Raw genomic sequence first — 23675 nt, 5'->3', positions numbered from 1 at the left:
ATGAGCCTCTACGAGCGCAAGTACGACACCGGGTGGGCCACGCTCGAGAAGGACGAGGCGACGGACCGGGCCTACGCCATCGGCGTCGCCGAACGCTTCGGCGAGTACAACCGCGAGGAACTGGAGGCCATCTACCGCGAGATGGACTCGGCCTACCAGCGCAGCATGGTCGAACTCGCCTACGACGAGGGGCGCAACGAGGCCAAGGCGGCCGCCAGCGACGGCGACGCCGACAAGGAGACCGTCTGGAACGAACTCGTCGAGGGCGAGACGACCTATGTCGACCCCGACGACGTCCCGACCGGCGGCCGCGACGGCCTCCCGACGGCGCTCGAACCGACCGAACTGCTCGACAGGCAGGACGTCGACAGCACCGAGGCGACCTCGCGACCGGACTTCCTGGACCGCTAGCGGCCACGTTGCTCACGGATTCGCGTCGAAAGAAGCGGGTTGTACTGCCGGGTGCCTCCGGCGCCGGTCGTCTAGAACGAGACCTGTTCGGGGCCGTCCTCGCCCATCGCGACGGGGTCGCGGTCGGAGTAGCCGACGCGGCCGATGGCCTTGTCGGACATCCCGGAACAGGCCGTCAGCATCGCGTCTTCGGCCGTCTCGAACGTCTCGGGGCCCGACCGGCCGAGCGCGTCGGCCAGCGTCTCGGTCCCGTTTGGCAACTCCAGGACCATGTCGCCGTTGGCCTCGATGAGCTCCTCGGTCGTCATCGGGTAGGTGTGTGCCTCGAACGCGGTCTGAACCTCTGTCAGTAGCCTCATGGCCGGAGAAAGTTAATTGTCGATAATAAACCTTCACTATTTATTATTATGAGTCGTACCATGTGTTTAAGGACCATGGTACGAAATCGCGCAGCCGCCGACAAATGTACTCGAGTTTGTATTTTTTAGGGCCTCCCTGACCGACCGCGGTCGGCGACGTCTGGTCCGCGACCCGAAGACTCTTGCCGTCCGGCGGTCCTGTCGGCGGTATGGTCGTCGCCGACTTGCACGTGCACACGACGCGCTCGGACGGGACGCTGACCCTGGAGACGCTCCCGGCCGCCGCCGCGGCGGGGGGGTGTCGACGTGGTCGCCGTCACCGACCACGACCGCATTCATCCGGACCTCGACAGCCCGGTGACGACCCACGACGGGCTGACCGTCGTCCACGGCGTCGAGCTGCGGGTCGACACCGGCGACCAGCGCCTGGACCTGCTCGGCTACGGGGTCGACCCGACCGACGCACTCGAGGCCGAGTGTGCCCGCATCCAGCGTGACCGGCGCGAGCGGGGCCGGCGCATCATCGACTGCGTCGAGGACCGCCTCGGTGTCACCCTCGACGTCGAACCCCGGGACGGCCTCGGCCGCCCGCACATCGCCCGCGCCATCGCCGACGCCACGGACTACACGTTCCAGGGCGCGTTCGACGACCTCATCGGCGACGACTGCCCCTGTTACGTCCAGCGCAAGGTCCCCTCGTTCGAACGGGGCCGGGACCTGCTCGCCGACGCCTGCGGCCTCGTCGCGCTTGCCCACCCCTTCCGGTACTCCGACCCCGAGGCCGCGCTAGCCCGCTGTCGCACGCTGGACGCCGTCGAGTACTGGTACCCCTACGGTCGCCCCATCGACGACGCCACACTCGATTCGGCCATCGAGGACTACGACCTGCTCCCGACCGGCGGGAGCGACGCCCACGGCGAGTCCGTCGGCGAGACTGGGCTCGACGAGCGGGCCTGGAAGCGAGTCCGCGCGGCCCTCGGTGTCTGACGCTCGGCAGCCGGAATCAGAGGGTTCAATGTCGGCCGGACGCTACCTGGAAGTATGCAGTGTCACTACTGCGATTGCGAAGCCGACGTCGCCGTCGAGAAGGACGGAGTGAAGGTCGGGGTCTGCACGGAGCACTTCCGCGAGCAGATGGCCGAACTCGAGGACGCCGACTGGATCGAGGAACTCGACGAGCAGCTCGACATCGACCGCCGAGAGTAGCTGCCCCGTCCCCGTCGTCTCCCCGCCCGCTCTGTGTTCGTCGCCTGACTCTCCCCGCCGAGCCGTGTGACCCCCACCCCACGTGCCCCGTCTCCCGGGGACGGCCGACGCCGAGGTGCTCCCTGTCGACGCCTTCAGAGGGTGACGGTCTCGCCAAGTTCCGGGCGCGTCGGCGTCGTAGCCGTCCTCGCGCAGGGCCGCCGCGAACGCGTCACAGCGGTCGCCGTGGGTGACCAGGACCCTGCTGTCCCGGGCGGGCTCGAGGAAGTCACGGAGCCCCTCGGGGTCGGCGTGAGCGGAGAACTCGTGAAACTCGACCTGGGCGCTCACCGATAGTATCCGCCCGTCGAACTCGGCGCTGCCGGTCTCCAGCAGTTCCCGGCCCGGTGTGCCCTCGACCTGATAGCCCGTCAGCGCAACCGTGTTCGTCGGGTGTCCGCGAATGGCGGGCACGTATATCATCGCCGGGCCGCCCGAGGCATCTCTCACAGTATACACCAACAGCAGAGACTCGGTTTCCGGACCTCTCGACAGTGCACTCTATTTCGGTTAGTTTTCACACCTGTCGAATTCGGCCGCAAGAAGGGTTGTAGGGCGAATATTCGAAAAGTGTGTGTAGAAGGCGTCGCCGTCCCTGCGGACCCCACCGAACCCGGGATTCGCCAAGAAACAGGCACGTGGGGACCCCTCACTGCTGATTCACGATTCACATACTGGGACTTCGACACGCTATCCCTTTGTTACTTCGTGGCCTCACAGTTCCACACACGGTTGCCGTCTTGCGGTTCTCTCGCTGGCCACCTATTCCTTCGCAGATTTCCCGTCTCACTCCCAGACGGGACTCTGTGAATCGGCCATATCCACCCGCTAGACACGCTCTCTGTGCACCCTCGTGCATCACTCGTCCATCCTTCGACGTCGAAACAGCCCGTTCACACACATCAGGCAATCCCCACACACCCTCTTCTTGCGGGCTCTCGGGACGTGTGTGACGAACCGAGACAGTGGTGAGAGTGTTGTATTCATCCCCTCAATTCGGCGGAGAGGTATTCCCGTTCCGTGACTGAATCTATTTAAACACTACGAGAGATGGACCTACCGCACAATGCCGAACTCGAAATACCATCACCTCGTTGCAGAGATGAAGGGCGGAATCGAGTGGCGTGATCTCAGCGACCGCGGGATGTCGCGCGATCCAAGTCGCGACATCGAAATAACCGACATCAACTGTCATGTCGTCGGTGGGAATTTTCCGTGGAACATCATTACCGTGGAGACGGACGCTGGCGTCACTGGCGTCGGGGAAGCGTATAATGGCCCTATCCGCGAGCACATCGAGTATCTCGAACCCGGCCTGGTCGGTGAGAACCCCTACGACGTTGAGCGCCTTACCGAACACATGACACAGCTTCTTTCGGGACTTGCCGGCGGTACTGGATTCTCGCAGGCGGCCGTCTCTGGCATCGAAACTGCGCTCTGGGACGCCGTCGGAAAGCTCGTCGACCTCCCCGTCTATCAACTCCTCGGCGGGAAATACCGCGACGAGATCCGCATCTACTGTGACAGTCACGCTGGCGCCCACCTCGATGAGGGGTCCCAGAAGTCTTTCGAAGCGTACGAACCCGAAGCGTATGCCGACGCAGCCGAGGCAGTCATCGACGAGGGCTTCGATGCACTCAAGTTCGATCTTGATGTCGCCGCTGGCGACGCGGATACCGCGACCCGCCACCTCTCGAACGCCGCCGTCCAGCACAAAGTCGACGTCGTTGAGGCAGTCCGCGAACGCATCGGGACCGACCCGCTACTCGCGTTCGACCTCCACTGGAACTTCAACGTGGAGACTGCTCTTCGCGTTGCGCGCGAGCTCGAAGAGTTCGACATCGCATGGCTCGAGGACCCCGTTCCGCCGGAGAACGCAGACTCCCACCGGCGCGTCACCGAGGCCACGTCGACGCCCATACTCGCGGGTGAGAACATCACGCGCGTCGAAGGCTTGCTGCCTTTCCTCACTGCGGATGCCCTCGACGTCGCCGCACCCGACATCCAGAAGTGTGGTGGGCTCTCGGAGTTCCGTCGTATGGCCGCCCTCGCCGACGCCTTCGACGTTCCGGTGGCGCCACACAACGTCGCCAGCCCAGTCGGTACAGTCGCGAGCGTGCACGCCTGCGCGACCGTGCCGAACGCGTTCGTCCTCGAGTGGCACGCTCGCGACGTTGACTGGTGGGACGACCTCTACATCGGCGACCCGCTCATCGAGGACGGTCGCATCGAGGTCCCCGAAGGCGCAGGCCTGGGCCTGGAACTCGACCTCGACGAACTCAACGAACGCCTTGCGCCTGGCCAGGACCCGATCGAACTCTAAACGGCCGGCCCGCTTACCGTGGTAGTGTTTATTTTAGCAGCACCCGGTTCAGAGACCCAGAAAGCCCCCGCGCGCTCAGCGTTGGTTCGCGGGCAGCGAGGCGGCTCTGCCGCCTCGACTTCGCGGCGCGTAGCGCCGCGCAAGGCCCGCTCACCAAGACGTGGGACCGCCGGTCCCTCGCTGCCTTTCCGTCCCACCCAGGCCGGCTATCCACCCGGCTACGGGCGGCTGACTGAACGACGGTGGACGACGTCGCCGAAAGACGCGAAGCGTCTTTCGTGATGATGAAAATCGCTGACGGCGATTTTCAGATCACAAGGACCGCAACGATCGGAGTGAGTGAGGACCGTGGTTCGAAAGACCGGCGGTCTTTCGTCATCACGAGAGAGCCTCGCTCTCTCGAACGACAGCGAGTCCCCCGAGTTCAGCCAGGGCGAGACCGAAGGTCTCGCGGGCAATCGGGCGCTTCGCGCCCGATGACAGCCGAGGCTTTCTGGCTGTTTGCGGTTATCCGCTCTTAACTAAACACCGCCCCGCTTGATGTACCGCTCAATCGTTTCCGTTGCGACTGTCCTGCCGTTCCGATGTCGTACGACTGTTCCCAGAATACACTATCTCAGGCTGAAATAGTGGACGCAGCTGTTGACTAGCTGTGCGTCGTGATCGTTTGTACGACCTGTATCAGCACCCCCAACACTGCACAGAGTAATATCGTCACGGCTGCCAACGTGGTAACGCCGAAGAAGACGGCACCGACAGGGGCAATCAACGGCCCTAGGGTCGACGTTTCCGGGATCTGGATGACACCGCTCCACAAAATCACCACCACTGAAGCCACGGCGCCTGCTCCAGCGCCGGTGTATAGGAGGTGCCGTGGCCATGTTCCGGACTGCACCGCGTATGTACAGCTAGCAGTCCACCACTTCCGAGACTGAGAAGTCCCAAAGCAAGCAGCATCGCGTAAGCGAGACCAGCTAGACTTGTCCCGTCGGGATCGGGTTGGGTGTGCATTCTACTTGCGACGAGAATCACCGGTAATGAACAGAGCGATGCTGCAACAGTACCAGCAGCTAACTGGCGCGAAGTCGGCACGCGCCGCATTACGATAGTCTGCTGAGCCGGCGATTAAATGATTTCTGAATAAAGAGACCACCGTTAAACCCACTCAACTGGCATTTTCGTCGTTGACCGGGACACCTGCACAAGCCACTTCCCACCCGTCGTTCCCGGTGAGGCTTCGCGCGCTGTATGCAGCACGGCTTCTGAAACCTATCTCCGCTTGAGGGTTTCAACAAGGCCCCTCGTCTCACCCCCTCACTCCGACTTGTGCCGCTCGACACACCGGACGCTCTGAGCGTCGTCCCGCTTGGAGTCGTACAGCGGGTCGGCGGGAAACAGTTCCTCGCTCTCGGGAACCGTGACCGTTGGCCACTCGGTGTCGTCGACGGTCGTCTCCAGTTGGTCGACCCGGTCGGCGCACACACCCCGATTTTGCATGGCCTGTAGCCGCTCGAACACGGGGTCGAGGTTCGAGAGGGGGTCGTTCCACTCGGCGAGTCAGTCCTCGAGGGTGTCTTGACCTCGGGCCCGGTCGCCCCGGGAAGCGTGGCCAGTGTGTCGGCCGCGGCGACGGCATCAGTATGGATTTGCTGAACGCGCACTCTCTACCGGCCAGTTCGTCGGCACAATAGATTGTGAGCCAGTCACGAACCGACAGCCGCTGTCCCGCTCCAGTGCGACTGAAGCCCAGCGCCCGCAGCTGTGCAACTCAAACCAGATTTTGAGCCTTCGCCAGGTCGATGGTAGTGCCTGCCGACGACACGCATATGGGCATGCCCTCCCCCTTCGACCATGCCGAGAAGCTGGTTGATTCGACGACGCGCTGGCGGCTTGAAAGCGAAGACCTCCACATCCGCAATCACGACCAAACCGCCGAATACGATATCCAATTACGCATTGAACAAGACGGCGAAGTGTACCACGATACCGAATACCACTTGATCCCAGACCAGGCTGGATGCACAGTGAACTTGCTTCAACCCGGTGAATACACCGTCATAGCCAGTATCGACGACACGGTGGCCAAAACTGCCGTCGTTGGAGTCTCTGACGACCCCGACCAGACGATATTTATCGAAATCAGCGACAACGAACTCCACCTCTCTGAGGGAGTGGAGTAGCTCTCAGACCGATCGATACCTACAGATCGGCACATCGCCTTCCCGTTCGATATTCTCACACGACCCTTCTGTTTCGGACTCGTGTACCTGTGTGATTGTTGATCAAGCGGAGAGTCCTGGGTACACCAGAGCGTAGACGAAAGAAACGAGGTGGTTTGCTGACTGTATCGGTCACACTGATCCTGACAGATGATAAGTAGCCAGAGGGGCTGTACAAGATACACAGCGCATCTCTCGCAGTTGCCGTGTGGAGCCGAGCTTGAACACAGGCTGAAATAAAGTGAGAGTAGGGGTTCTCTCGGGACAATGCCCGACCGGACCGTTCGGATGTACAACCCGACCCATCGCTTCGACACGCCAGCTGAGACATTTCCAGCCAGCGACCCAACTGTTCAGTGGTCGTATGATTTAGACGCACGCATACAAGAGATTGCTGTCTGGAACGGGCAAGTCTACGTTACGGGAGTCGATGGGAGCATCACAGCGTTCGACACAACCGGTGACCTGCAGTGGCAGTTCAAGACTGATGGGGCGATTCGGTCGTCGCCAGCGGTGGTGGATCGTACCGTCTACGTCGGGAGTCGTGATGGTCGCGTCTACGGTTTGGACACTGCCAGCGGGGTACAGCGCAACCGGTTCGATATCTATAGAGGGATCAGTGCATCACCAGCAGTGGTCGACGACACGATCTTTGTCGCCGGTACGGGGCACGGTTGCATCTACGCGCTGGACACCGCTAGCGAAGCTGAGCGCTGGCGCTTCGAAACCGATGGGGGAGCTGTTAATTCTTCACCAGCAGTGGTCGATGGGACCGTCTACATTGGAGATCCTGATGGATACATCTATGCCGTAGATGCCGCGCGCGGGACCGAAATTTGGCGCTTTGAGACGAATATGGCAGTAAACTCGTCACCGACCGTGGTGGATGGTATCCTTTATGTTGGGAGTGAAAATCCAATCGAAGGTGAGGGTCACATATACGCGGTGGACAGCTCAACAGGCACTGAACGGTGGTGCTTCGAAACTGGTGATCAAGTGTACTCGTCGCCGGCAGTGGTAAATGATACGGTCTATATCGGGAGTTGTGATACCTACGTATATGCCTTGGACAAGCAGAAAGGGACTGAACGCTGGCGTTTCGAGACTGGGGGTTCCGTGTGCTCGTCACCGGCAGTGGTGGACGAAACCGTTTTTGTGGGGAGTGGCTCCCCATTCGATAACGAGACTCACGTATACGCCATCGATGCCGCGACAGGGACTGAACAGTGGCGTTTCGAGACGAACGGGTCAGTCGTCTCATCACCAGTAGTGTTTGACAGAACCCTCTACATAGGGAGTGACGACGGGACCCTCTATGCGCTGGATGGCACGGGGATGGAACTCTCCAAGAGAACGGCGTAGACAGAGACCAACACACCGATTTTTCAGGCCAGTTCGAACTTCGGGGCCGACCTATCTTTCTTCGAGGAGAGAATCCGGCAACTCTTCGAAGAACCACGCACGACGCTCGTGCGGATATTTACGTAGCATCGTGTCGTAGCATGACGTTCACCGAGGCGGTATGACCGCCCACCTAATCGGGCAATATCGGGGACTCCGAGGCCCAGAATGTACGAGACACACTCTCGAACCGCTGTGATGTCTCGGTCAAGATAACTCCGCGTCCCCCTGCCGGGGATAGGAGTAAACGATCGTATCTGCATGAACTGTCCTCTCTTATTGACGCGTGGCTCCGCACAGCAAGAACTCCCCGAATTTGGACGGTGCTGATTCCTGTCTCTGGGTGGGAATTCCGCCAGTCGCTCAGTACGCAGTAGTGACCGACTCGCGCCCCGTATTTAGCACACCCACGTCAAACTATCACCGACTGAGATTTCACTCGCTCAGCGGTTGTTTCGTCTTTCAGGGACCGGCTCAGGTCTCTTCCCGATCAGAAGGTTATCACATCGCCAAGCTCGGGAGCCTGTGCATCGTAGCCATCAGCTCGTAATTCTTCAGCAAAGGCCCCACAGCGGTCCCCGTGGTTGAGTACAATCTCGCTCTCTCGGTAGTTACCCAGAAAGTCAAGCAAGCCATCTCTATCCGCATGGGCCGAGAAATCGTATGATTCGACCTTCGCGCTGACAGGCATCACTCGGCCGTCGAATTCTGCTCGACCCCGTTCGAGGAGTTCCCGGCCGGGCGTGCCTTCGACCTGATAGCCGGTCATCGCGATCTTGTTCGTCGGGTTCGTCCGGATCTTGGGAACGTACGAGACAACCGGTCCACCATTTAACATTCCCGACGTGGTGATTATCACGGAGTTTTGCGCAGCAATCCGGTGACGTTGCCCCGCTTTGCCATTGACAAACCGAGTGCCGGATGTGGCCCCACGCAACGCTTCGGCATCCCGCAAAAACTCGGGGTGGCGCTTGAACTGTTTGGTCACGCGCTGGCTAGACCATCCAGATAGCAGTCGACGTCGTGAGCCGCACAGACGAGCATCACCTCCTGGGTGCGTCCGATGGCGAAGGCGGGGACGACGACGGTCCCGCCCTGCCAGACCGTCTGGCGGATGCTCTCGACGAACTGCTGTTCGACCGACTCGCGGGCCTCGTGGGTCACGTCGGAGTACGTCGACTCGCAGATGACCGCGTCGGCCTCGGGCCGGGCCGTCGTCGCCTCGACGAGGCGCTGGCGGCCGGTGTGGAAGTCGCCCGTATAGAGCAGGCGGGTCTCGCCATCGTCGACGAGCACGTGGGCGCTCCCGGGGATGTGGCCGGCGTTGTACAGCGTCACCTCGTAGCCTGCCGCCTCGAAGGTCTCGCCGTAGCCGTGGGTCCGCGAGGCCTGTGTGAGCCGGCGCACGTCGGTCTCGGTGAACGGACAGCGCGGCGTCGAGCCGTGCAGTTTCAGCGTGTCCTCGGCGAGGGTCACCGCCAGGTCGCGCGTCGGCGGCGTCCAGTGGACCGGCGGCAGGTCGCCCGCGCCCATCAGCGCGGGGACGGCGCCGACGTGGTCGAGGTGGCCGTGGCTGACCACGACCGCCTCGGGGTCGACGTCGCCGACGGGGTACTGGGGTGGCGACTCGCTGGCCATCCCGTAGTCCAGCAGCAACCGGTCGTCGACGAGGACGGCGCTGCGCCCGATCTCGCCGGCCCCGCCGAGAAACTGGACGTCCATCACCCCACCGTACCGCCCGCGCGGGTTTCCCTCCGTCGGTTCGTCACCGGAACAGCGTCGTCGGCCGGCACACGGCGTCGTCGACCGACTGGCCGGGACCGATAGCGGGCAGGCGTAGCGTCGCCACCGTCCCGTCGTCGGGCCGGATCTGGAAGGACCCGCCGTAGCGGGTGACGATCCAGTTGACCAGCCAGAGGCCGAGCCCCCGGCCGTGTTCGAGCGGGGTCTCGCGGCCGGCCTCGACGACGGCGGCCTCGAGCGGCGAGATGCCGTCCCCGTCGTCTGCGACGGTCACCTCGACGGTCTGCCCGTCGTCACGGGCGACCAGGTCGACGGTCGTCCTCGCCGGCCCGTGTTCGAGCGCGTTGGTGACCAGTTCGGCGATGGCCCGCTCGAGCTCCCGGCCGGCACTGACCGCTCTCTCGGTCTCGACGGCGACCGATATCGTCGCCTCCGGATACTGCGCCCGGTGGTCGTCGGCCACCGACCGGAGCATCGTCCCCAGATCCAGCTCGACCGGCGTCCGTGGCTGTTTCGCGTACGTCTCGAGCTCGTGGGCCTGGCTGCTCAGGGACGACAGCCGCTGGATGGTCCGCCTGAGGGGTCCCTCGATGTCCGCGCCCGCCTCCTGGCGCGTGTCGACGAGGTCCGCACACCCCTGGATGACCGTCAGCTCGTTGCGGAGGTTGTGGCGCAAGACGCGGTTCAGCAGGTCGACCAGGCGCTCGGTACGCACCCGCTCGGTCACGTCCTGGTGGAATCCGATGAAGTGGCTCGTCTCGCCGTCGGCGTCCTCGATGGGTGTGATGGTCAGGCGGTTCCAGAACGGCGTCCCGTCCCGGCGGTAGTTCAGCAGTTCGGTCGTCACCGGTCGCTCCGCCTCGATGGCCGTCTCGACCGCGTCCACGTCGCTGGCGTCGGTCTCCGGGCCGAGGAGGCGCCGGTAGTTCTCGCCGCGTATCTCGTCGGCTTTGAAGCCGGTCACGCGCTCGAACGCGTCGTTCGCGTACACGACCACCGGTGGTCCCTCCCGGGCCTCGGCGATGGTTATGGGGACGGCCGCCGCGTCCATTGCGCGCGTCCGCGCCCGCAACGCCGCCTCCTGTTCTTTGCGCTCGGTCACGTCCCGGCCGACGCCCTGGACCGCGACGTCGGCTTCGTCGACGGGCACCGCGTTCACCTCGAGTATCGCCTGCTCGCCGCTCCGGCCCTCGAATGTCAGTTCCAGTCCGGTGACGGTCCCGCCCTCGATGACGGACTCGAACGCGGCCATCGCGTCGGATCGCGAGTCCGCCGTCAGGTAGTCGGCGAACGGCTCGCCGGTCAGCGCCGCCGGCGTGTACCCGAGCACCCGCTCGACGGCCGGGGAGACGTAGGTGAACTGGCCGTCCGCCGAGACGCGGAAGATGATGTCGAAGCTCGTCTCGGCGATGCGTTCGAGCCGTCGCTTCTCGGCGGCGAGTCGGTCCGTCCGCTCCTCGCGCCGGCGCCGGTGCTCGACCCGCTCTAGCCCGAAGCCCACGAGCCGGGCGACCAGTTCGACGAACAGTTCTTCGGCCTCGGTGAAGGGCTCCGCTCTGCGCTCGCGGTCGGCGAAACAGACGGACCCGTACGTCTCGCCTCCGACGGTGACCTTGCTCCCGATGTAGGTCTCCAACCCGAAGCGCTCGACGGCGGCGTCGGTCACTTCGGCCGACGCCCGCGCGTTCTGGATGCTCAATACGCTCTCCAGTTCGACGGTACGCTGGCAGTATGCCTCGCTCGTCGGACAGGTATCGCCGGGCCGGAGCTCCCCGTCGTCGTCGAGCGCGTACTCGATTATCTGTTCGTTTTCACCGACGTTCGTGACGAGCCCGACCGACAGGTCCAGGTTCTCCATGCCCGCCCGGAGGGCTGTCTCGACGGCCTCGTCGAACGACAGCCCCTCGTCTGCGAAGGCCTCGTAGACCCGTTCCCGGTACGGCTCGGATGTGTTGCCCTCTCTCATGTCCGGCGCTCGCTGGACTCGATTGCTGAATAGGGATTGGCCGCTGGGCATATGACTCTTTGGCGGCGTGTCAGTCCGCCGGCAGGCGGGGTCGAGGTGCCCTGCCGTGATGGTCCCCGCTCAGACGTACTGGCTGTGTCCGGCGCTGCCGGCCATCTCGGCCAGATCGGCGTGGACGTCGGCGATGCGCTCGCGGATCTCCCGGCCGGCGACCCGCGGGTCGAAGCGGTCCTTGTTGGGCGACCAGTCGACGTCGTTGAAGAAGGTATCGCGGTCGCCGTCGACGCCTTCGGGTGGGACGATGTCGGTCGGTTCCTCGTTGTAGAGGTCGAAGGCGGTGCGGGTGTACTCGTACTGGTAGCGGGTGTCCTTGTTCACCTTGCAGATGCCGTGCTGGAGCATCTGCTGGAGCTGGTCTTCCTGGACGCCCGAGGAGCCGTGTAGCACCAGCGGCGTGTCCAGGCCATGGTCGGACAGTGCCTCGCGGATGTCTCGTGCCAGGTCCGGGCGCAGTTCGAGGTCCTTGCCCTTCGCGACGCCGTGCTGGGTGCCCACGGAGATGGCCAGCAGGTCACAGCCCGTCCGGTCGACGAACTCGACGGCCTGCTCGGGGTCGGTGTAGAAGGCGTCCTCGGACTCGATCTCGTCCTCGACGCCCTTGATCTGGCCCAGTTCCGCCTCGACTAAGATGTCGCTGTCGGCGTCCTCGGTCATCTCGACGACCTCCTTGCTCGTCGCGACGTTCTCCTCGAAGGGCTCGTGGGAGGCGTCGATCATGATCGAGGAGGGGATGTCCAGGTCGATCTGTGTCTCGATCAGGTCCAGATCCGTCTGGTGGTCCATGTTCAGGAAGACTCCGATGTCGTAGTGCTCGGCGATGATGTCGATGTAGTTGCCCATCGCCTGCAGGCCCGCGATGGGGTCGCCGTTGCCGGCGAAGGTACAGGCCCCGTTGCTCAGCTGCAACAGGAGGTCGGACTCGACCCGGGAGGCCCCTTCCAGCAGGCCCATCATGATATTCGGTTCCGCGATGTTGCTCGCGACCAGGCCGAAGCCCTCCTCGAGCGCGACGTCGTACACGTCCGAGAGCTCAGAACCGCCCTTGAATGGCATCTGTTGTCACCGGGTCGGGATTTGACCGCCCCTGATATAAAGCCATTCTTGCACCGCCACGAGCGGCCCGAGCGCGCGTCGCGCACCGCTTCAGCGCCGCAGCCGTCCGTCTCGCTCGACCGGCGTCCCGACGTTGGGTTTCGGTACCACGCCGGTTGTGTATTGCTACCAAACGTCCACAAACAATTATTATACTCCAGCAGAAACATTACTCTGTATGGCGACACGCCAGCAGACTCCGACGACTACGTATCACACGTGTTCCTGTGGTGAGCAGTTCGAGACGACGGAGGCGCTTCTCGAACACGCTCGGGAGTCCCACCGACTCTCGGTATTCTAACGGCTGGCGTCGACACTGTCGGTCCCGGTCGACCGGGACCGACAGCCGGTTTTCAGTTGCCCGCGCCCGTCAGGAGTGTCGCTCGCGGTCCTGACGGACGCCGAACTCCGTGTACCCCCCGTGAGAGACCTCTAGCGCGCCGAGCCACCAGTTCCATCGCTCGGCCAGGCTGTACCCTTCGGGGGCGTCCTCGAGGTTCTCGACGACGTCCTCGACGGTCAACTCGGCGTCGAAGTCCGCGTCGAACCGGCCCGAGTCCGCGAGATCACGGGCCTGCCGGGCGACGACGGTGACCGCGTCCCCGCCGGCGTCGAACGTCGCTTCGAGCTCGCGCTCGAGTGCACTCCGGTCCACGTCTGTGTCTCGGCGGCCCCCGTCTTGAATGTGTCCCGGGTGCGAGTCACGGCGTTGGGGCCCAGACGCCGACGGCGTGGCCACTCGGGTGCTCGCACGGGCTGCGAAACAAACGAATCCCCCCGCTCGGCTGCCCTTCGCTGCGAGACGGTACCTACGGCCTCGCGCTGAACCGTTCACGGGTGACCGCCCGTTCGCAATTCGCGATCTTCCGGCCGGTCAGCCCTCGCGACGCTCGGCGGCTCAGTTACCCTTCTCGATGGGCGCGCCGACCAGGTTGCCCCACTCGGTCCAGGAGCCGTCGTAGTTGATGGCGTCCTCGTAGCCCAGCAGCTCGTGGAGCGCGAACCAGGCGACCGAGGAGCGCTCGCCGATGCGGCAGTAGGCGACGGTCGTCGACTCGCCGTCGATGCCCTCCTCGGCGTAGAGTTCCTGCAGTTCGTCGTAGCTCTTGAACGTGCCGTCGTCGTTGGTCACGGCCGCCCACGAGATGTTGCGGGCGCCGGGGATGTGGCCGCCGCGCTGGGCGGTCTCCTGGAGTCCGGGCGGTGCGAGGATCTCGCCGGAGAACTCCTCGGGCGAGCGGACGTCGACCAGCGGGACGCCGCGCTCGATGGCGTTCTCGACGTCCTCGCGGTACGCGCGGATGGACTCGCGTGGCCCGGCGGCGGTGTACTCCTGGGCGGGGAACGCCGGTACCTCGTCGGTCAGCTCGTAGTCGTTTTCGACCCAGTACTCGCGGCCGCCGTCGAGCAGCTTGACGTCGTCGTGGCCGTAGTACTTGAACTGCCAGTAGGTGTAGGCGGCGAACCAGTTGGAGTTGTCGCCGTACAGGACGACGGTGGAGTCCTCGGTGATGCCGGCCTCGCCCAGTAGTGCCTCGAAGTCCGCCTTCGTGAGGATGTCGCGGGTGGTCTGGTCCTGCAGATCTGTCTCCCAGTTCCAGCCGATGGCGCCGGGGGCGTGGCTCTCGTCGTACAGCTCCGTGTCGACGTCCACCTCGACCAGTCGGTGGGCGGGATCGTCGCTCTGGAACTCGTCCAGTCGCTCGCTGACCCAGTCGGCCGAGACGAGCACGTCGTTAGCGTAATCGGTCATAATGCACTCGAGTACTAGGCTCCCGGTCATATATTACTACGACTTTCGGCAGGTTCGGCCACTCGTACCCCCTGACGGCAGATGTTGCCTCAATCGGGCGACAGTTCCATGGGACGGCATGTCGCGGTGGTCGGAGGCGGGAGGTGGCCGACGTCCTCGCGATGCAGAACTACGGGCGAATGTTGCCACGGTCTTCGACCGACCGGGATGGGAGTTTTCAAGCGGGACGAGCGGGTACACGCGGACAATGACCGACATCGTCTCCGCCGAGTGGGTCGCGGACCGCCTCGGTGACCTCCGGGTCGTCGACGTCCGCGACGCCTGGGAGTACGACGGCCTCGGCCACCTGCCCGGTGCGGTGAACGTCCCGTTCGACGACTTTCGCGCGGCCGACGACGGGGGCACAGAGGGACTGTTGCCCACGACGGATGACTGGGCGGCCATCCTCTCTGCGGCCGGTATCGGCCGCGAGAGCGAGGTGCTGGCTTACGACGACCACCACGGCGTCTTCGCCGCCCGGTTCCTCGTCACCGCCGAGCTACTGGGCCACGACCCCGACCGCCTGCACCTGCTCGACGGCGACTTCTCCAGCTGGCAGCAGGCCCACGAGACCACGGGCGAGACCCCGGACGTCGACCCGACCGAGTACGCCGTCGAGCAACCCGAGACCACCCCGCTCGTCGGTGCCGACGACGTCGCCGCGGCCGTCGACGACCCCGACGCCGTGCTGGTCGACACCCGCGACGCCTCTGAGTACGACGCGGGTCACATCCCCGGGGCCGTCCTGCTCGACTGGCGGGACCTGGTCGCTGACGAGACCCGCGGCGTCCTGCCCCGCGAGGCGGCGCTCGCGGTGCTCGAATCTGTCGGCGTCGTCCCCGAGAAGCGCGTCGTCCTCTACTGCAACACCGCCCGGCGCATCAGCCACACCTACGTCGTCCTCCGGCACCTCGGCTTCGAGGACGTCGCCTTCTACGAGGGCAGCCTCACCGAGTGGGAGGCCCAGGACCGTCCGCTCGTCTCGGAGTGACCGGCCGACGGCGAGAGGCCGTCAGGCGCCCCGGTGCTGGTTCGCGACCTGCTCGTCGGTGAGGATGTCGAGCAGTTCCACCAGCAAGCCGATGATGACGGGGCCGGCGATGAACCCGACGGCGCCCAGCGAGAGCAGGCCACCGACGAACCCGACGAAGTAGAGGCTCGTGGGCATGCCCGTCGTGTACCGCGCCAGGCGCGGGCGGATGACCGCATCGGGCATGAACCCGATGACGACCAGGCCGAAGACGACAAGCAGGACGGCGCCGATCACGTCGCCGGCGATGGCCTGGGCGACGCCGATGGCCACGACGACGATGCTCGGGCCGACGATGGGCACGAACTGGAGGATGCCGGCGAGCACCGCCAGCGCGAACGCACCCGGCAGGCCCAGCACCGCAAAGAACACCCAGGCGACCATGAACGTGCCGAAGGCTGTGGCCGCCTGCAGGACGTAGATGGCGTACAGCGTCGAGCGCAACCGCTCGTGGAGTCGGTGCAAGACGTCGTGGTACGCGGGCGGGACCATCCGGAATATCTCCTCGCGCGGCGCCGTCGGCCGCCAGAGGATGGCATAGACGAGGATCGTAAAGAGGACCACCTTCAGCGCGAGCACCGGGGCTTCGGCGGCGAGCTCGACGGCGGCGTCCGTCAGTGCTCCCCTGGCACTGCCCAGCGCGGCCTCCACTTCCAGGACGTAGACCATCCCACCGACCTCCAGGGTCACGGTGTCGGGCAGCTGCCGGAAGAACGCAAAGAGGTCGCGCCGGCGGAGGTAGACCACTGCACCGAGCGGGACGGCGATGGCCGTCCCGGCGCCGAAGGCGACGGCCGTCGCCACCGCGGCCGCGAGTCGCTTCGAGAGGCCCAGATCGACGAGCCACCCCGATAGCGGATAGAGGACGTAGGCGACGGTGATGGCAAAGAAGATGGTCGCCAGCACGCTCGAGAGCATCGCCATCGCCAGCAGCAATGCGCCCGCGAGCAACGTCGCCAGCAGGACGGGCCGTCTGGAATCTCGCACAGGGGACGTTCAGCCGGGTGGGAGAAAAGCGTTCCCGGTCGTTCACCTGTCGTGGGGGGATGTACGGACCGCAGCCCGGCGGGCGGGGAGCGTGGTTCGAAAGATCCCCGGTGTTTCCTCATCACGAGAGCGCTTCGCTCTCTCGAACGACACCGGGTCCTCGAGTCGTGAACGCGGGGCTTTCTGGCTGTTCACGCTCGGAATCCTCTGATTACATCGTACCGCGGGACCGACCCCAGCGTTCTTGCCCCGGCCGGGTGACCTACTCCACATGCAGTGGGACAACGAACCCGAGACGTGGGCGGCGACCGACGACGAGGTCCGACTGACCGTTCCCGGTGACACCGACTGCTGGCGCGTCACGCGCCACGACTTCATCGCCGACGACGCCCCCTTCTACTACCGGGTGGTCGACGGCGACTTCACCGCGACGGTCCGGGTGGCCGGTGACTACGACGACCAGTACGACCAGGTGGGGCTGATGGTCCGCGAGAGCGAGACCCACTGGCTGAAGTGCGGCGTCGAGGTCCTCGACGGCGTCCAGCAGGCCAGCGCCGTCCTCACGCGTGACTACTCGGACTGGTCGGTCCTGCCGCTCGAGGAAGACCCCGGGTCGGTGTGGGTCCGCGTCGAGCGGATCGGCGCGACCCTCGAGGTGTCCTACTCGCTGGACGGCGACGACTACGCGATGATTCGCCAGGGCTACCTGAGCGACGCCGACACCCTGCAGGTCGGGCCGATGGCCGCGGCGCCACAGGGCGACGGCTTCGAGGCCGTCTTCGAGGAGTTCACCGTCGAACAGTAGGGACTCGTGGTTTGGAAACGAAGAGAGAAGTCGGGCCGCGAGCGGTGCGAGACGGCGGAAGGCAGGACGGGAAAGCATTCGGCGGCGAAGCCGCCGATTCAACCGCGGCGAGCGACCACCGCGCCGCTTCGCGGCGCGAGTGAGGTGCAAACAGTGGGCTCTCCTCGCAGGTCACTGCTCACGGGCCGTTCGGCTCGTTCGCTTTCGAGGCGCTCCGCGCCTCGCATTCCCCGCTCGGTATCGAGGTTCTTCGCGTTGGTCAGAACCTCGCTTACATCATGCCGCCCATGCCGCCGCCCATACCGCCCATGCCGCCACCCATGCCGCCGCCCATACCGCCGGGGCCGCCGGGTGCGCCGCCTTCGTCGTCGTCATCGTCGCCCTGGCCACCCTTGAGGTCGCCGGCAGCGATGACGTCGTCGATGCGGAGGATCATGACGGCCGCCTCGGTGGCGGACTCGATGGCCTGCGTCTTGACGCGCAGCGGTTCGACGACGCCGTCTTCCTCCATGTCGACGACTTCGCCGGTGTAGGCGTCGAGACCGGAGGTGACGGCACCGCCGTCGTGCTTGCTGCGCAGGTCGACCAGCGAGTCGATGGGGTCGTGACCCGCGTTCTCGGCGAGCGTGCGCGGGATGACGTCGATGGCGTCGGCGAACGCCTCGACGGCGAGCTGCTCGCGCCCACCGACGGAGTCGGCGTAGTCACGCAGGCCCAGCGCGAGCTGGGTCTCGGGGGCACCGCCGCCGGGCAGAACCTTGCCGTCCTCCAGCGTGGCGGCGACGACGCCGAGCGAGTCCTCGATGGCGCGCTCGACCTCGTCGACGACGTGTTCGGTGCCACCGCGGAGGATCATCGTGACGGCCTTGGCGTCCTCGACGTCCTCGACGAAGATGCGCTCGTCGCCCGCGATGTCCTTCTGGGCGACGGAACCGGCGAAGCCGAGGTCGTCGGCCTCGACGTCCTTGATGTTCGAGATGATGCGGGCGCCGGTCGAGCGCGAGAGGGCCTCGAGCTCGGACTTCTTGGCGCGGCGCACGGCCAGGATGCCCTCCTGGGCGAGGTAGTGCTGGGCCATGTCGTCGATGCCCTTCTGGCAGAAGACGACGTCGGCGCCGGCGTCGACGAGGTAGTCGACGTACTCTTTGAGCTGTTGCTCCTCCTGGTCGAGGAACTGCTGGAGCTGGTCGGGGTCGGTGACGTTGACCTCGGTGTCCAGCTCGGTCTCGGGGACCTCGATGGGCGTGTCCAGCAGGGCGATGTTGGCGTCCTCGACGGCGAAGGGCATGTTGTCGTGGACGCGCTCCTTGTCCACGATGACGCCCTCGACCAGCTCGGACTCGTCGGTGGCGCCACCGACGACGGTCTCGATCTGGATGTTGTCGGTGTCGACGGTGCCGTCCTCGTCGGCGACGGACTGGACCGCGCGGACGACGAGCTCGGAGAGAACGTCCTTGGAGGACTCGGCGCCCTTGCCGGTCATCGCAGTGCCGGCGACCTTCGTGAGGGTCTCGGTGTCCTCGGGGTCGACGTCGATGGCGTTCTCCTCGAGGATCTCCTTTGCCTTCTCGGCGGCCTGGCGGTACCCCTGGGCCAGGATGGTGGCGTGGATGTCCTGGTCCAGTAGTTCCTCGGCCTTCGAGAGCAGTTCACCGGCGATGACGACGGCCGTCGTCGTGCCGTCCCCGACCTCGTCCTCCTGGGTCTGGGCGACCTCGACGATCATGTTGGCCGCCGGGTGCTCGATGTCCATCTCGTCTAAGATGGTGACGCCGTCGTTCGTGACGACGACCGACCCGGAGTTGTCGACGAGCATCTTGTCCATGCCCTTCGGACCGAGTGTGGTCCGAACGGCCTCCGCCACGGCCGTCCCGGCCGTGATGTTCATGGACTGTGCGTCCTTGCCGGAGGTGCGCTGGGAGTCCTCCGAGAGTACGATCATGGGCTGATTACCCATCTGTTGAGCCATAGTCAGACGATGATTGAATGTGATTCTATATAACTGTTTTGGTGCCAGTCGGTGCATCGTCGGGCAGTCCCCCACTCGCCGAGGTGTGACAGTAGGTGTCGTGGTGGGTTTAAATGCACGTGCACGCAGCCTGCAAGCGGGTAAGCGTGCACTATCGGGCGGCTTTGTGTTCCGTCCGGCCGAACCCCCGCCGGGAGGACACCGATGGGCGTGCTCGAGAGCATCACCGACCTGTTCGGGACCGAGTCGGCCGAGAAGTACCGCTGTGACGACTGCGACGCGGTGTTCTTGGTCGAGGCCGGGTCCACGGACCCGACCTGTGGACAGTGTGGGTCGGCGGCGGTCGAGTTCGTCACCCGCGTCTGAGCGGGACGACGGCGGGCCCGCCGGTTTTCAGTACCCCATCCCGAACCGGCGTTCGCGCAACTCGGGGGTTATCTGGATGCGCTCGACCGGCTGGCCCGTCCGGTACCAGACGAATGCCGCGCGTGTAAACAGTTCCCGACAGTCGATGCGGACCTCGCGGGGGTTGCCCTCGGTGTGCTCGTGGATGTCCTCGATGGCCCCCCGGGTGAACAGGTCCGGGGCCTCGCCCTGGTAGGGTTCGTCCCGGAAGTACGCGAACGACCGGGCGATGTACTCCGCGATGTCGTCGGGACTGAACGGGTCGATGTGCTCGTAGTACCGCAGCCGGGAGTCCAGCGTCCCGCGGATCTCGGCGACCCGGCGCTTGCCCTCGGGGGTCCCGGTCAGGAACAGGCGGACACCGGCGTCCCCGGCGACCTGCAGCGGCGAGAGCAGGTCGACCTCGAGCACCTCAATCTCGTCGACGACGAGCAACAGCGTCTTGTCGTCCGTCCGGATACGGCGCATCACCTCGTGGACGGCCGCCTTGGTGTCGGCGGTGGCCCACGGGATGCCGTTGCGGACCTGCGAGTAGTTCGACGGGTCGACGGAGTAGCCCGCCGCGTACGCCGCCGTCAGCACCGTCCGGTAGAGCTGGCGGGCAGTGGTCTCGCGGGGGTTGTCCAGGTGCGTGACGATGAAGTCGTCGTGTTTCGAGAGGTCACGCAGGACGATCTCGCGGAACGCCGACTTCCCGGTCCCGTAGGGGCTCACCAGCCCGATGTGCTGGTCCTGGAGGAGCCAGGAGGTGACCTGGTTCAGCATCTCCGTGTCGTGGCGGACGTAGAGCGGCTCCGGCATGTGGTCGAGCCCCGCCTCCTCGGTGAACGGGAGGTCGGTGACGTCCGCGATGTCGCCCCCGAGCGCCTCGCCGAAGGCAAGCAGCCGCTCTTCGACCTCCTGCAACTGGTCGAGCAGGACGCCCTCGGTGGGGTCTTCGGAGCGCGCTTGCTCGGCGGCACGAACCTCCTCGAGTCGGTCCATCACCTCGTCGACGGTCTGGCCGGCCTCGCCGTCGGTCCCCGCTGGCCCGTCGGAATCGTTAGACACGGTTGTACTCCAGCGTAGTTGACCGCCTGCGGCGTTATATGTTACGCCGGTCAGATCCAGTCATCGAGGACGGCGACGGCGGTGGTCGAGAGCCACTCACCGTCGGCGTCGGTCCGCAGAATTCCCGTCTCGTCGCGTTCCTCGTAGGTCACTTCGCTCATCGTATCTCCACGTACCGGCTGCTCGGCCCAGTGCGGTGTACCTACTCAGTTAGGAACAGGCCGCTGCTCGCGTGGCAGGGCGCCGGCGAAAGCGGTGACGCCCGCTCACCCGGTGAACTGGTGGTACTCCAGTTCCTTGTGTTTCATCTCGTTGTGCTTGCGCTCTAGGAACGAGTAGACCGACCCGTGGGGCGCGCCGTCGAGCAGCATCTCGACGGCCTCCCGGACGGCGTCGACCTGTTCGGGCCCGCCGATGATCGAGAGCGTCGACCCGTAGATGACGACGGCCGCGCCGGACAGTCCTGCATCAGCTCCCGGGTGCGGCCGCCCTCGCCGATGAGTCGGCCCTTGTGGCGCCGGAGGTCGTTCTTGTTCCGGGAGGCCGCCTCGATGTCGATGACCTCGAACATCATCATGTCGTCTTCGAGCAGTGCCAGGGCGTCCTCCGGCGCGAAGCCGCGGCCGATGGCCTTCACGATGTCCGGGCCCTTCAGCCCCGTCACGGGGTCGCCGACGGACTCGACTTTCACCGACCCGTCCTCGGAGTCGATGTCGAGACGCACCTCCGCTCGCTCCTCTATCTCGCGCATCGTCTCACCGCCCTCGCCGATGAGCACGCCGATGCGGTCCTGCGGAATCTTCACGTGTTGCATACGTATACGTCCTCGTAGGGCGCTCAGCCTGTTTAAAACTTCGGCGTCGGGGTCGGACGAAGCTCGTCGAGCGAGTTCGGCAGGCGCTGGCTCTCGACCACGCTCAGGCCTCACACCGGTGGCCGGCCAGCTGGGTGGTACCCTGCCTGACCGTCCCCGTCTTCGTCGTCCGCAAGGTGACGTACTCGAGCTCGACGCGCTCGAGGTCGACGGCGTGGTGCCGGTTCCACCGGTTGCAGTGGTACTCGAGAAACAGGCGCCGCTCGTCGCCGTAGCCGGGTTCGAGCAGGTTGCTCACGTACTTGCGCCAGCGCTGGTTGGGGTACTGGGCCGCCAGGTCGTCTGCCAGGGCAGGTGGCCGTTCCTCGGTGACCGGCCCGCCGCGGGCGACGTCCACGGTGGTCCCGTTCTCGAGGTGGCCGGGCAGGCGGTACCACCCCGTCTCGCGCAGGGGGTCGGGCGCGAACATCGTCCAGTGCTGGGTCAGCGACGCCGTCTCGCCGTACGTCTCGAGCGGTTCCGGCACCGTGTCCTGCGGGCCCACGTCGGCCCGGTTCGTCAGCACCTGTACGTTGTAGAGGCCGACGAACAGCACCGAGACGACGATGACGACGGCGGCCAGTACGCGGAGCGTTCGGCGCACGCTGTCGAATCGCTCGGGCGGCGAGACGGTCGGATACAGCCCGCGGGCCCACGCCGTAGCGCCGGCCGACCGTAATCGCACCCGCGCACGCTCGACCCGGTCGGCCGGGAGCAGGCGGTCCCAGACCGCCGGCGGGAGAAAGAGGAGCACCGTCGTGACGACGACGAGCGGGAACAGGCCGAGGTGCATCGAGAGGGCCATCCCGACGTGCATCGAGATAAACGCCGCCGCGAGCGCGGCCCGCTTCCACCGGGTCAGCAGGACCAGGCCGGGCGAGAGGGTCCACAGGACGTACACCGCGTAGCCCAGCGCCGTCGTCATCAGCGGGACCGTACTCAACAGCTCCCCGAACGGCGTCGTGAAGTGGCCCAGCTGGAGAGCGTAGGTCAGGCCGTCGCCCGCTCGCCAGACGACGCCCATGTGCTTGAGCGCGACGTTGGTGCCGTACATGAACAGGACCTGGCCGAGCAGCGCGGCGGTCCCCAGCGAACTGACCGTCTCGGGCGGGGCCTCGCGGTGGAGGGCGTCGACGGAGAAGCGCGCCCCAAGGGGGACGAACAGCGACCAGAACAGCGACATTCGCAGGAGGGTGTCGCCGCCGTTGAGCACCAGTGGCAACCGGGCGTGCAGGGAGAGCCAGAGCATCCACGTCGCGAGCGTCGCCAACCGGGTCCGGTAGCCGACGAGGAAGACGACGGCCACGAGCGCCTGGAGGGCAAAGAGGACGGCGAGTGCCGGCCCGTCGCCCACGGCCAGGTGTACGGAGAGCGGGTCGTAGAGGCGAATCGCGGCCGGACGCGGGAACACCCCGCTGTCGCTGTAGTGTGCCCCCAGGTCGCGCGCTCGCAGGAGGACGTCGACGACGAGCAGCGTCCCGAAGAGGATGCGAAAGACGCCCAGTGCCCGCGCGTCGATGGCGACCCGCTCGCGGATGCCGGCCCGGACCCCCGACGGGAGGTGGCGTCGCCACGTGGCCATACATGGTGTCGACAGGACCCGGCCTTAGGGCTTTGGCCCTCCTCCTCAGTAGTGTTTACTTTAGCAGCAACCGGTTCAGAGAGCCAGAAAGCCCCGGCTGTCATCGGGCGCTTCGCGCCCGATTGCCCGCGAGACCTTCGGTCTCGCCCTGGCTGAACTCGGGGGTGGTTCGAAAGACGCGTCGCGTCTTTCGGCGACGTCGTCCGCCGTCGTTCAGTCAGCCGCCCCTTTCAGTCCCACCCGACGCTGGATGGTCAGCCGGCATGGGTGGGATGAAAGGCAGCGAGGGACCAGAGGTCCCTCGGGCCGTGCGAACGGGCACGCAGTGCCCGTGAGCAGAGGCCGCGCTCTCAGCGAACCCCGGCGACGTAAGCACCGCAGTG

General features: G+C 65.4%; 18 protein-coding genes and 4 pseudogenes. 9 read left to right on the top strand and 13 right to left on the bottom strand.

Going from position 1 to position 23675, the window contains the following annotated elements:
- On the top strand, window positions 1–411 hold the full coding sequence (locus P1N55_RS11145) for a hypothetical protein (RefSeq protein WP_276275676.1): 411 nt from the start codon (window positions 1–3) through the stop codon (window positions 409–411).
- A gap of 71 nt (window positions 412–482) precedes the next feature.
- Here the strand turns inward: P1N55_RS11145 and P1N55_RS11140 are convergent, their stop codons facing one another.
- On the bottom strand, window positions 483–770 hold the full coding sequence (locus P1N55_RS11140; protein ID WP_276275675.1) for a DUF5789 family protein: 288 nt from the start codon (window positions 768–770) through the stop codon (window positions 483–485).
- A 209-nt stretch (window positions 771–979) separates the two neighbouring features.
- Here P1N55_RS11140 and P1N55_RS11135 point away from each other — a divergent pair.
- Together P1N55_RS11135 and P1N55_RS19765 are read left to right on the top strand one after the other, a co-directional pair.
- Window positions 980–1757 (top strand): annotated as a pseudogene (locus P1N55_RS11135) (PHP domain-containing protein).
- Between the two features lie 54 nt (window positions 1758–1811).
- Window positions 1812–1976, top strand: a complete 165-nt coding sequence (locus P1N55_RS19765; RefSeq protein WP_346430031.1) for a DUF6757 family protein — start codon at window positions 1812–1814, stop codon at window positions 1974–1976.
- A 162-nt stretch (window positions 1977–2138) separates the two neighbouring features.
- On the opposite strand, the pseudogene P1N55_RS11130 reads toward P1N55_RS19765, so the two are convergent.
- A pseudogene (locus tag P1N55_RS11130) lies at window positions 2139–2453 on the bottom strand (MBL fold metallo-hydrolase RNA specificity domain-containing protein); the annotation flags it as partial.
- A 628-nt stretch (window positions 2454–3081) separates the two neighbouring features.
- Between P1N55_RS11130 and P1N55_RS11125 the strand changes: the two are divergent.
- On the top strand, window positions 3082–4338 hold the full coding sequence (locus P1N55_RS11125; RefSeq protein WP_276275674.1) for a mandelate racemase/muconate lactonizing enzyme family protein: 1257 nt from the start codon (window positions 3082–3084) through the stop codon (window positions 4336–4338).
- 1314 nt (window positions 4339–5652) lie between these two features.
- Here P1N55_RS11125 and P1N55_RS11120 read toward each other — a convergent pair.
- Window positions 5653–5835 carry a hypothetical protein gene (locus P1N55_RS11120; RefSeq protein ID WP_276275673.1) on the bottom strand — a complete coding sequence of 61 codons (183 nt, stop codon included), beginning with the start codon at window positions 5833–5835 and terminating at the stop codon, window positions 5653–5655.
- A gap of 308 nt (window positions 5836–6143) precedes the next feature.
- On the opposite strand from P1N55_RS11120, the gene P1N55_RS11115 reads away from it, so the two are divergent.
- Together P1N55_RS11115 and P1N55_RS11110 are read left to right on the top strand one after the other, a co-directional pair.
- The gene (locus P1N55_RS11115; protein WP_276275672.1) at window positions 6144–6518 is read left to right on the top strand and encodes a hypothetical protein; all 375 of its coding nucleotides are present in this window, start codon (window positions 6144–6146) and stop codon (window positions 6516–6518) included.
- Between the two features lie 306 nt (window positions 6519–6824).
- Window positions 6825–7919 carry an outer membrane protein assembly factor BamB family protein gene (locus P1N55_RS11110; RefSeq protein ID WP_276275671.1) on the top strand — a complete coding sequence of 365 codons (1095 nt, stop codon included), beginning with the start codon at window positions 6825–6827 and terminating at the stop codon, window positions 7917–7919.
- Window positions 7920–8448: 529 nt separating this feature from the next.
- On the opposite strand, the pseudogene P1N55_RS11105 reads toward P1N55_RS11110, so the two are convergent.
- The 5 genes and pseudogenes from P1N55_RS11105 to P1N55_RS11085 form a co-directional block, all read right to left on the bottom strand.
- Window positions 8449–9680: pseudogene (locus tag P1N55_RS11105) on the bottom strand (MBL fold metallo-hydrolase).
- A gap of 43 nt (window positions 9681–9723) precedes the next feature.
- Window positions 9724–11667, bottom strand: a complete 1944-nt coding sequence (locus P1N55_RS11100) for a PAS domain S-box protein (RefSeq protein WP_276275670.1) — start codon at window positions 11665–11667, stop codon at window positions 9724–9726.
- A gap of 120 nt (window positions 11668–11787) precedes the next feature.
- Window positions 11788–12780 carry a class II fructose-bisphosphate aldolase gene (gene fba / locus P1N55_RS11095; RefSeq protein WP_276275669.1) on the bottom strand — a complete coding sequence of 331 codons (993 nt, stop codon included), beginning with the start codon at window positions 12778–12780 and terminating at the stop codon, window positions 11788–11790.
- A 409-nt stretch (window positions 12781–13189) separates the two neighbouring features.
- Window positions 13190–13474 carry a hypothetical protein gene (locus P1N55_RS11090; RefSeq protein ID WP_276275668.1) on the bottom strand — a complete coding sequence of 95 codons (285 nt, stop codon included), beginning with the start codon at window positions 13472–13474 and terminating at the stop codon, window positions 13190–13192.
- 243 nt (window positions 13475–13717) lie between these two features.
- A complete protein-coding gene (locus P1N55_RS11085) occupies window positions 13718–14572 on the bottom strand; it encodes a sulfurtransferase (protein ID WP_276275667.1) in 855 nt (284 codons plus the stop codon).
- 247 nt (window positions 14573–14819) lie between these two features.
- Here P1N55_RS11085 and P1N55_RS11080 point away from each other — a divergent pair, with 247 nt between their 5' ends.
- The gene (locus P1N55_RS11080; RefSeq protein ID WP_276275666.1) at window positions 14820–15602 is read left to right on the top strand and encodes a sulfurtransferase; all 783 of its coding nucleotides are present in this window, start codon (window positions 14820–14822) and stop codon (window positions 15600–15602) included.
- A 21-nt stretch (window positions 15603–15623) separates the two neighbouring features.
- Here P1N55_RS11080 and P1N55_RS11075 read toward each other — a convergent pair whose 3' ends face one another.
- A complete protein-coding gene (locus P1N55_RS11075; RefSeq protein ID WP_379689760.1) occupies window positions 15624–16628 on the bottom strand; it encodes an AI-2E family transporter in 1005 nt (334 codons plus the stop codon).
- A 271-nt stretch (window positions 16629–16899) separates the two neighbouring features.
- On the opposite strand from P1N55_RS11075, the gene P1N55_RS11070 reads away from it, so the two are divergent.
- Entirely contained in the window at window positions 16900–17433 is a 534-nt protein-coding gene (locus P1N55_RS11070) for a DUF1349 domain-containing protein (RefSeq protein ID WP_276275665.1), read from the top strand.
- A 271-nt stretch (window positions 17434–17704) separates the two neighbouring features.
- Here the strand turns inward: P1N55_RS11070 and thsA are convergent, their stop codons facing one another.
- Window positions 17705–19390 carry a thermosome subunit alpha gene (gene thsA, locus P1N55_RS11065; RefSeq protein WP_276275664.1) on the bottom strand — a complete coding sequence of 562 codons (1686 nt, stop codon included), beginning with the start codon at window positions 19388–19390 and terminating at the stop codon, window positions 17705–17707.
- A 216-nt stretch (window positions 19391–19606) separates the two neighbouring features.
- On the opposite strand from thsA, the gene P1N55_RS11060 reads away from it, so the two are divergent.
- Entirely contained in the window at window positions 19607–19768 is a 162-nt protein-coding gene (locus tag P1N55_RS11060) for a hypothetical protein (protein WP_276275663.1), read from the top strand.
- A 27-nt stretch (window positions 19769–19795) separates the two neighbouring features.
- Here P1N55_RS11060 and P1N55_RS11055 read toward each other — a convergent pair whose 3' ends face one another.
- The 3 genes and pseudogenes from P1N55_RS11055 to P1N55_RS11045 all read right to left on the bottom strand — a co-directional run bounded on the left by P1N55_RS11055 (window position 19796) and on the right by P1N55_RS11045 (window position 23292).
- A complete protein-coding gene (locus P1N55_RS11055; RefSeq protein WP_346430030.1) occupies window positions 19796–20791 on the bottom strand; it encodes an ATP-binding protein in 996 nt (331 codons plus the stop codon).
- Between the two features lie 332 nt (window positions 20792–21123).
- A pseudogene (locus P1N55_RS11050) lies at window positions 21124–21671 on the bottom strand (KH domain-containing protein).
- Between the two features lie 103 nt (window positions 21672–21774).
- On the bottom strand, window positions 21775–23292 hold the full coding sequence (locus tag P1N55_RS11045; RefSeq protein WP_276275661.1) for an HTTM domain-containing protein: 1518 nt from the start codon (window positions 23290–23292) through the stop codon (window positions 21775–21777).
- Window positions 23293–23675 lie beyond the last annotated feature (383 nt).

Origin of the sequence: Haloarcula regularis, from assembly GCF_029338315.1 — an archaeon.
GTDB lineage: Archaea > Halobacteriota > Halobacteria > Halobacteriales > Haloarculaceae > Haloarcula > Haloarcula regularis.
This window is presented reverse-complemented; position numbering and strand designations above follow the sequence as displayed.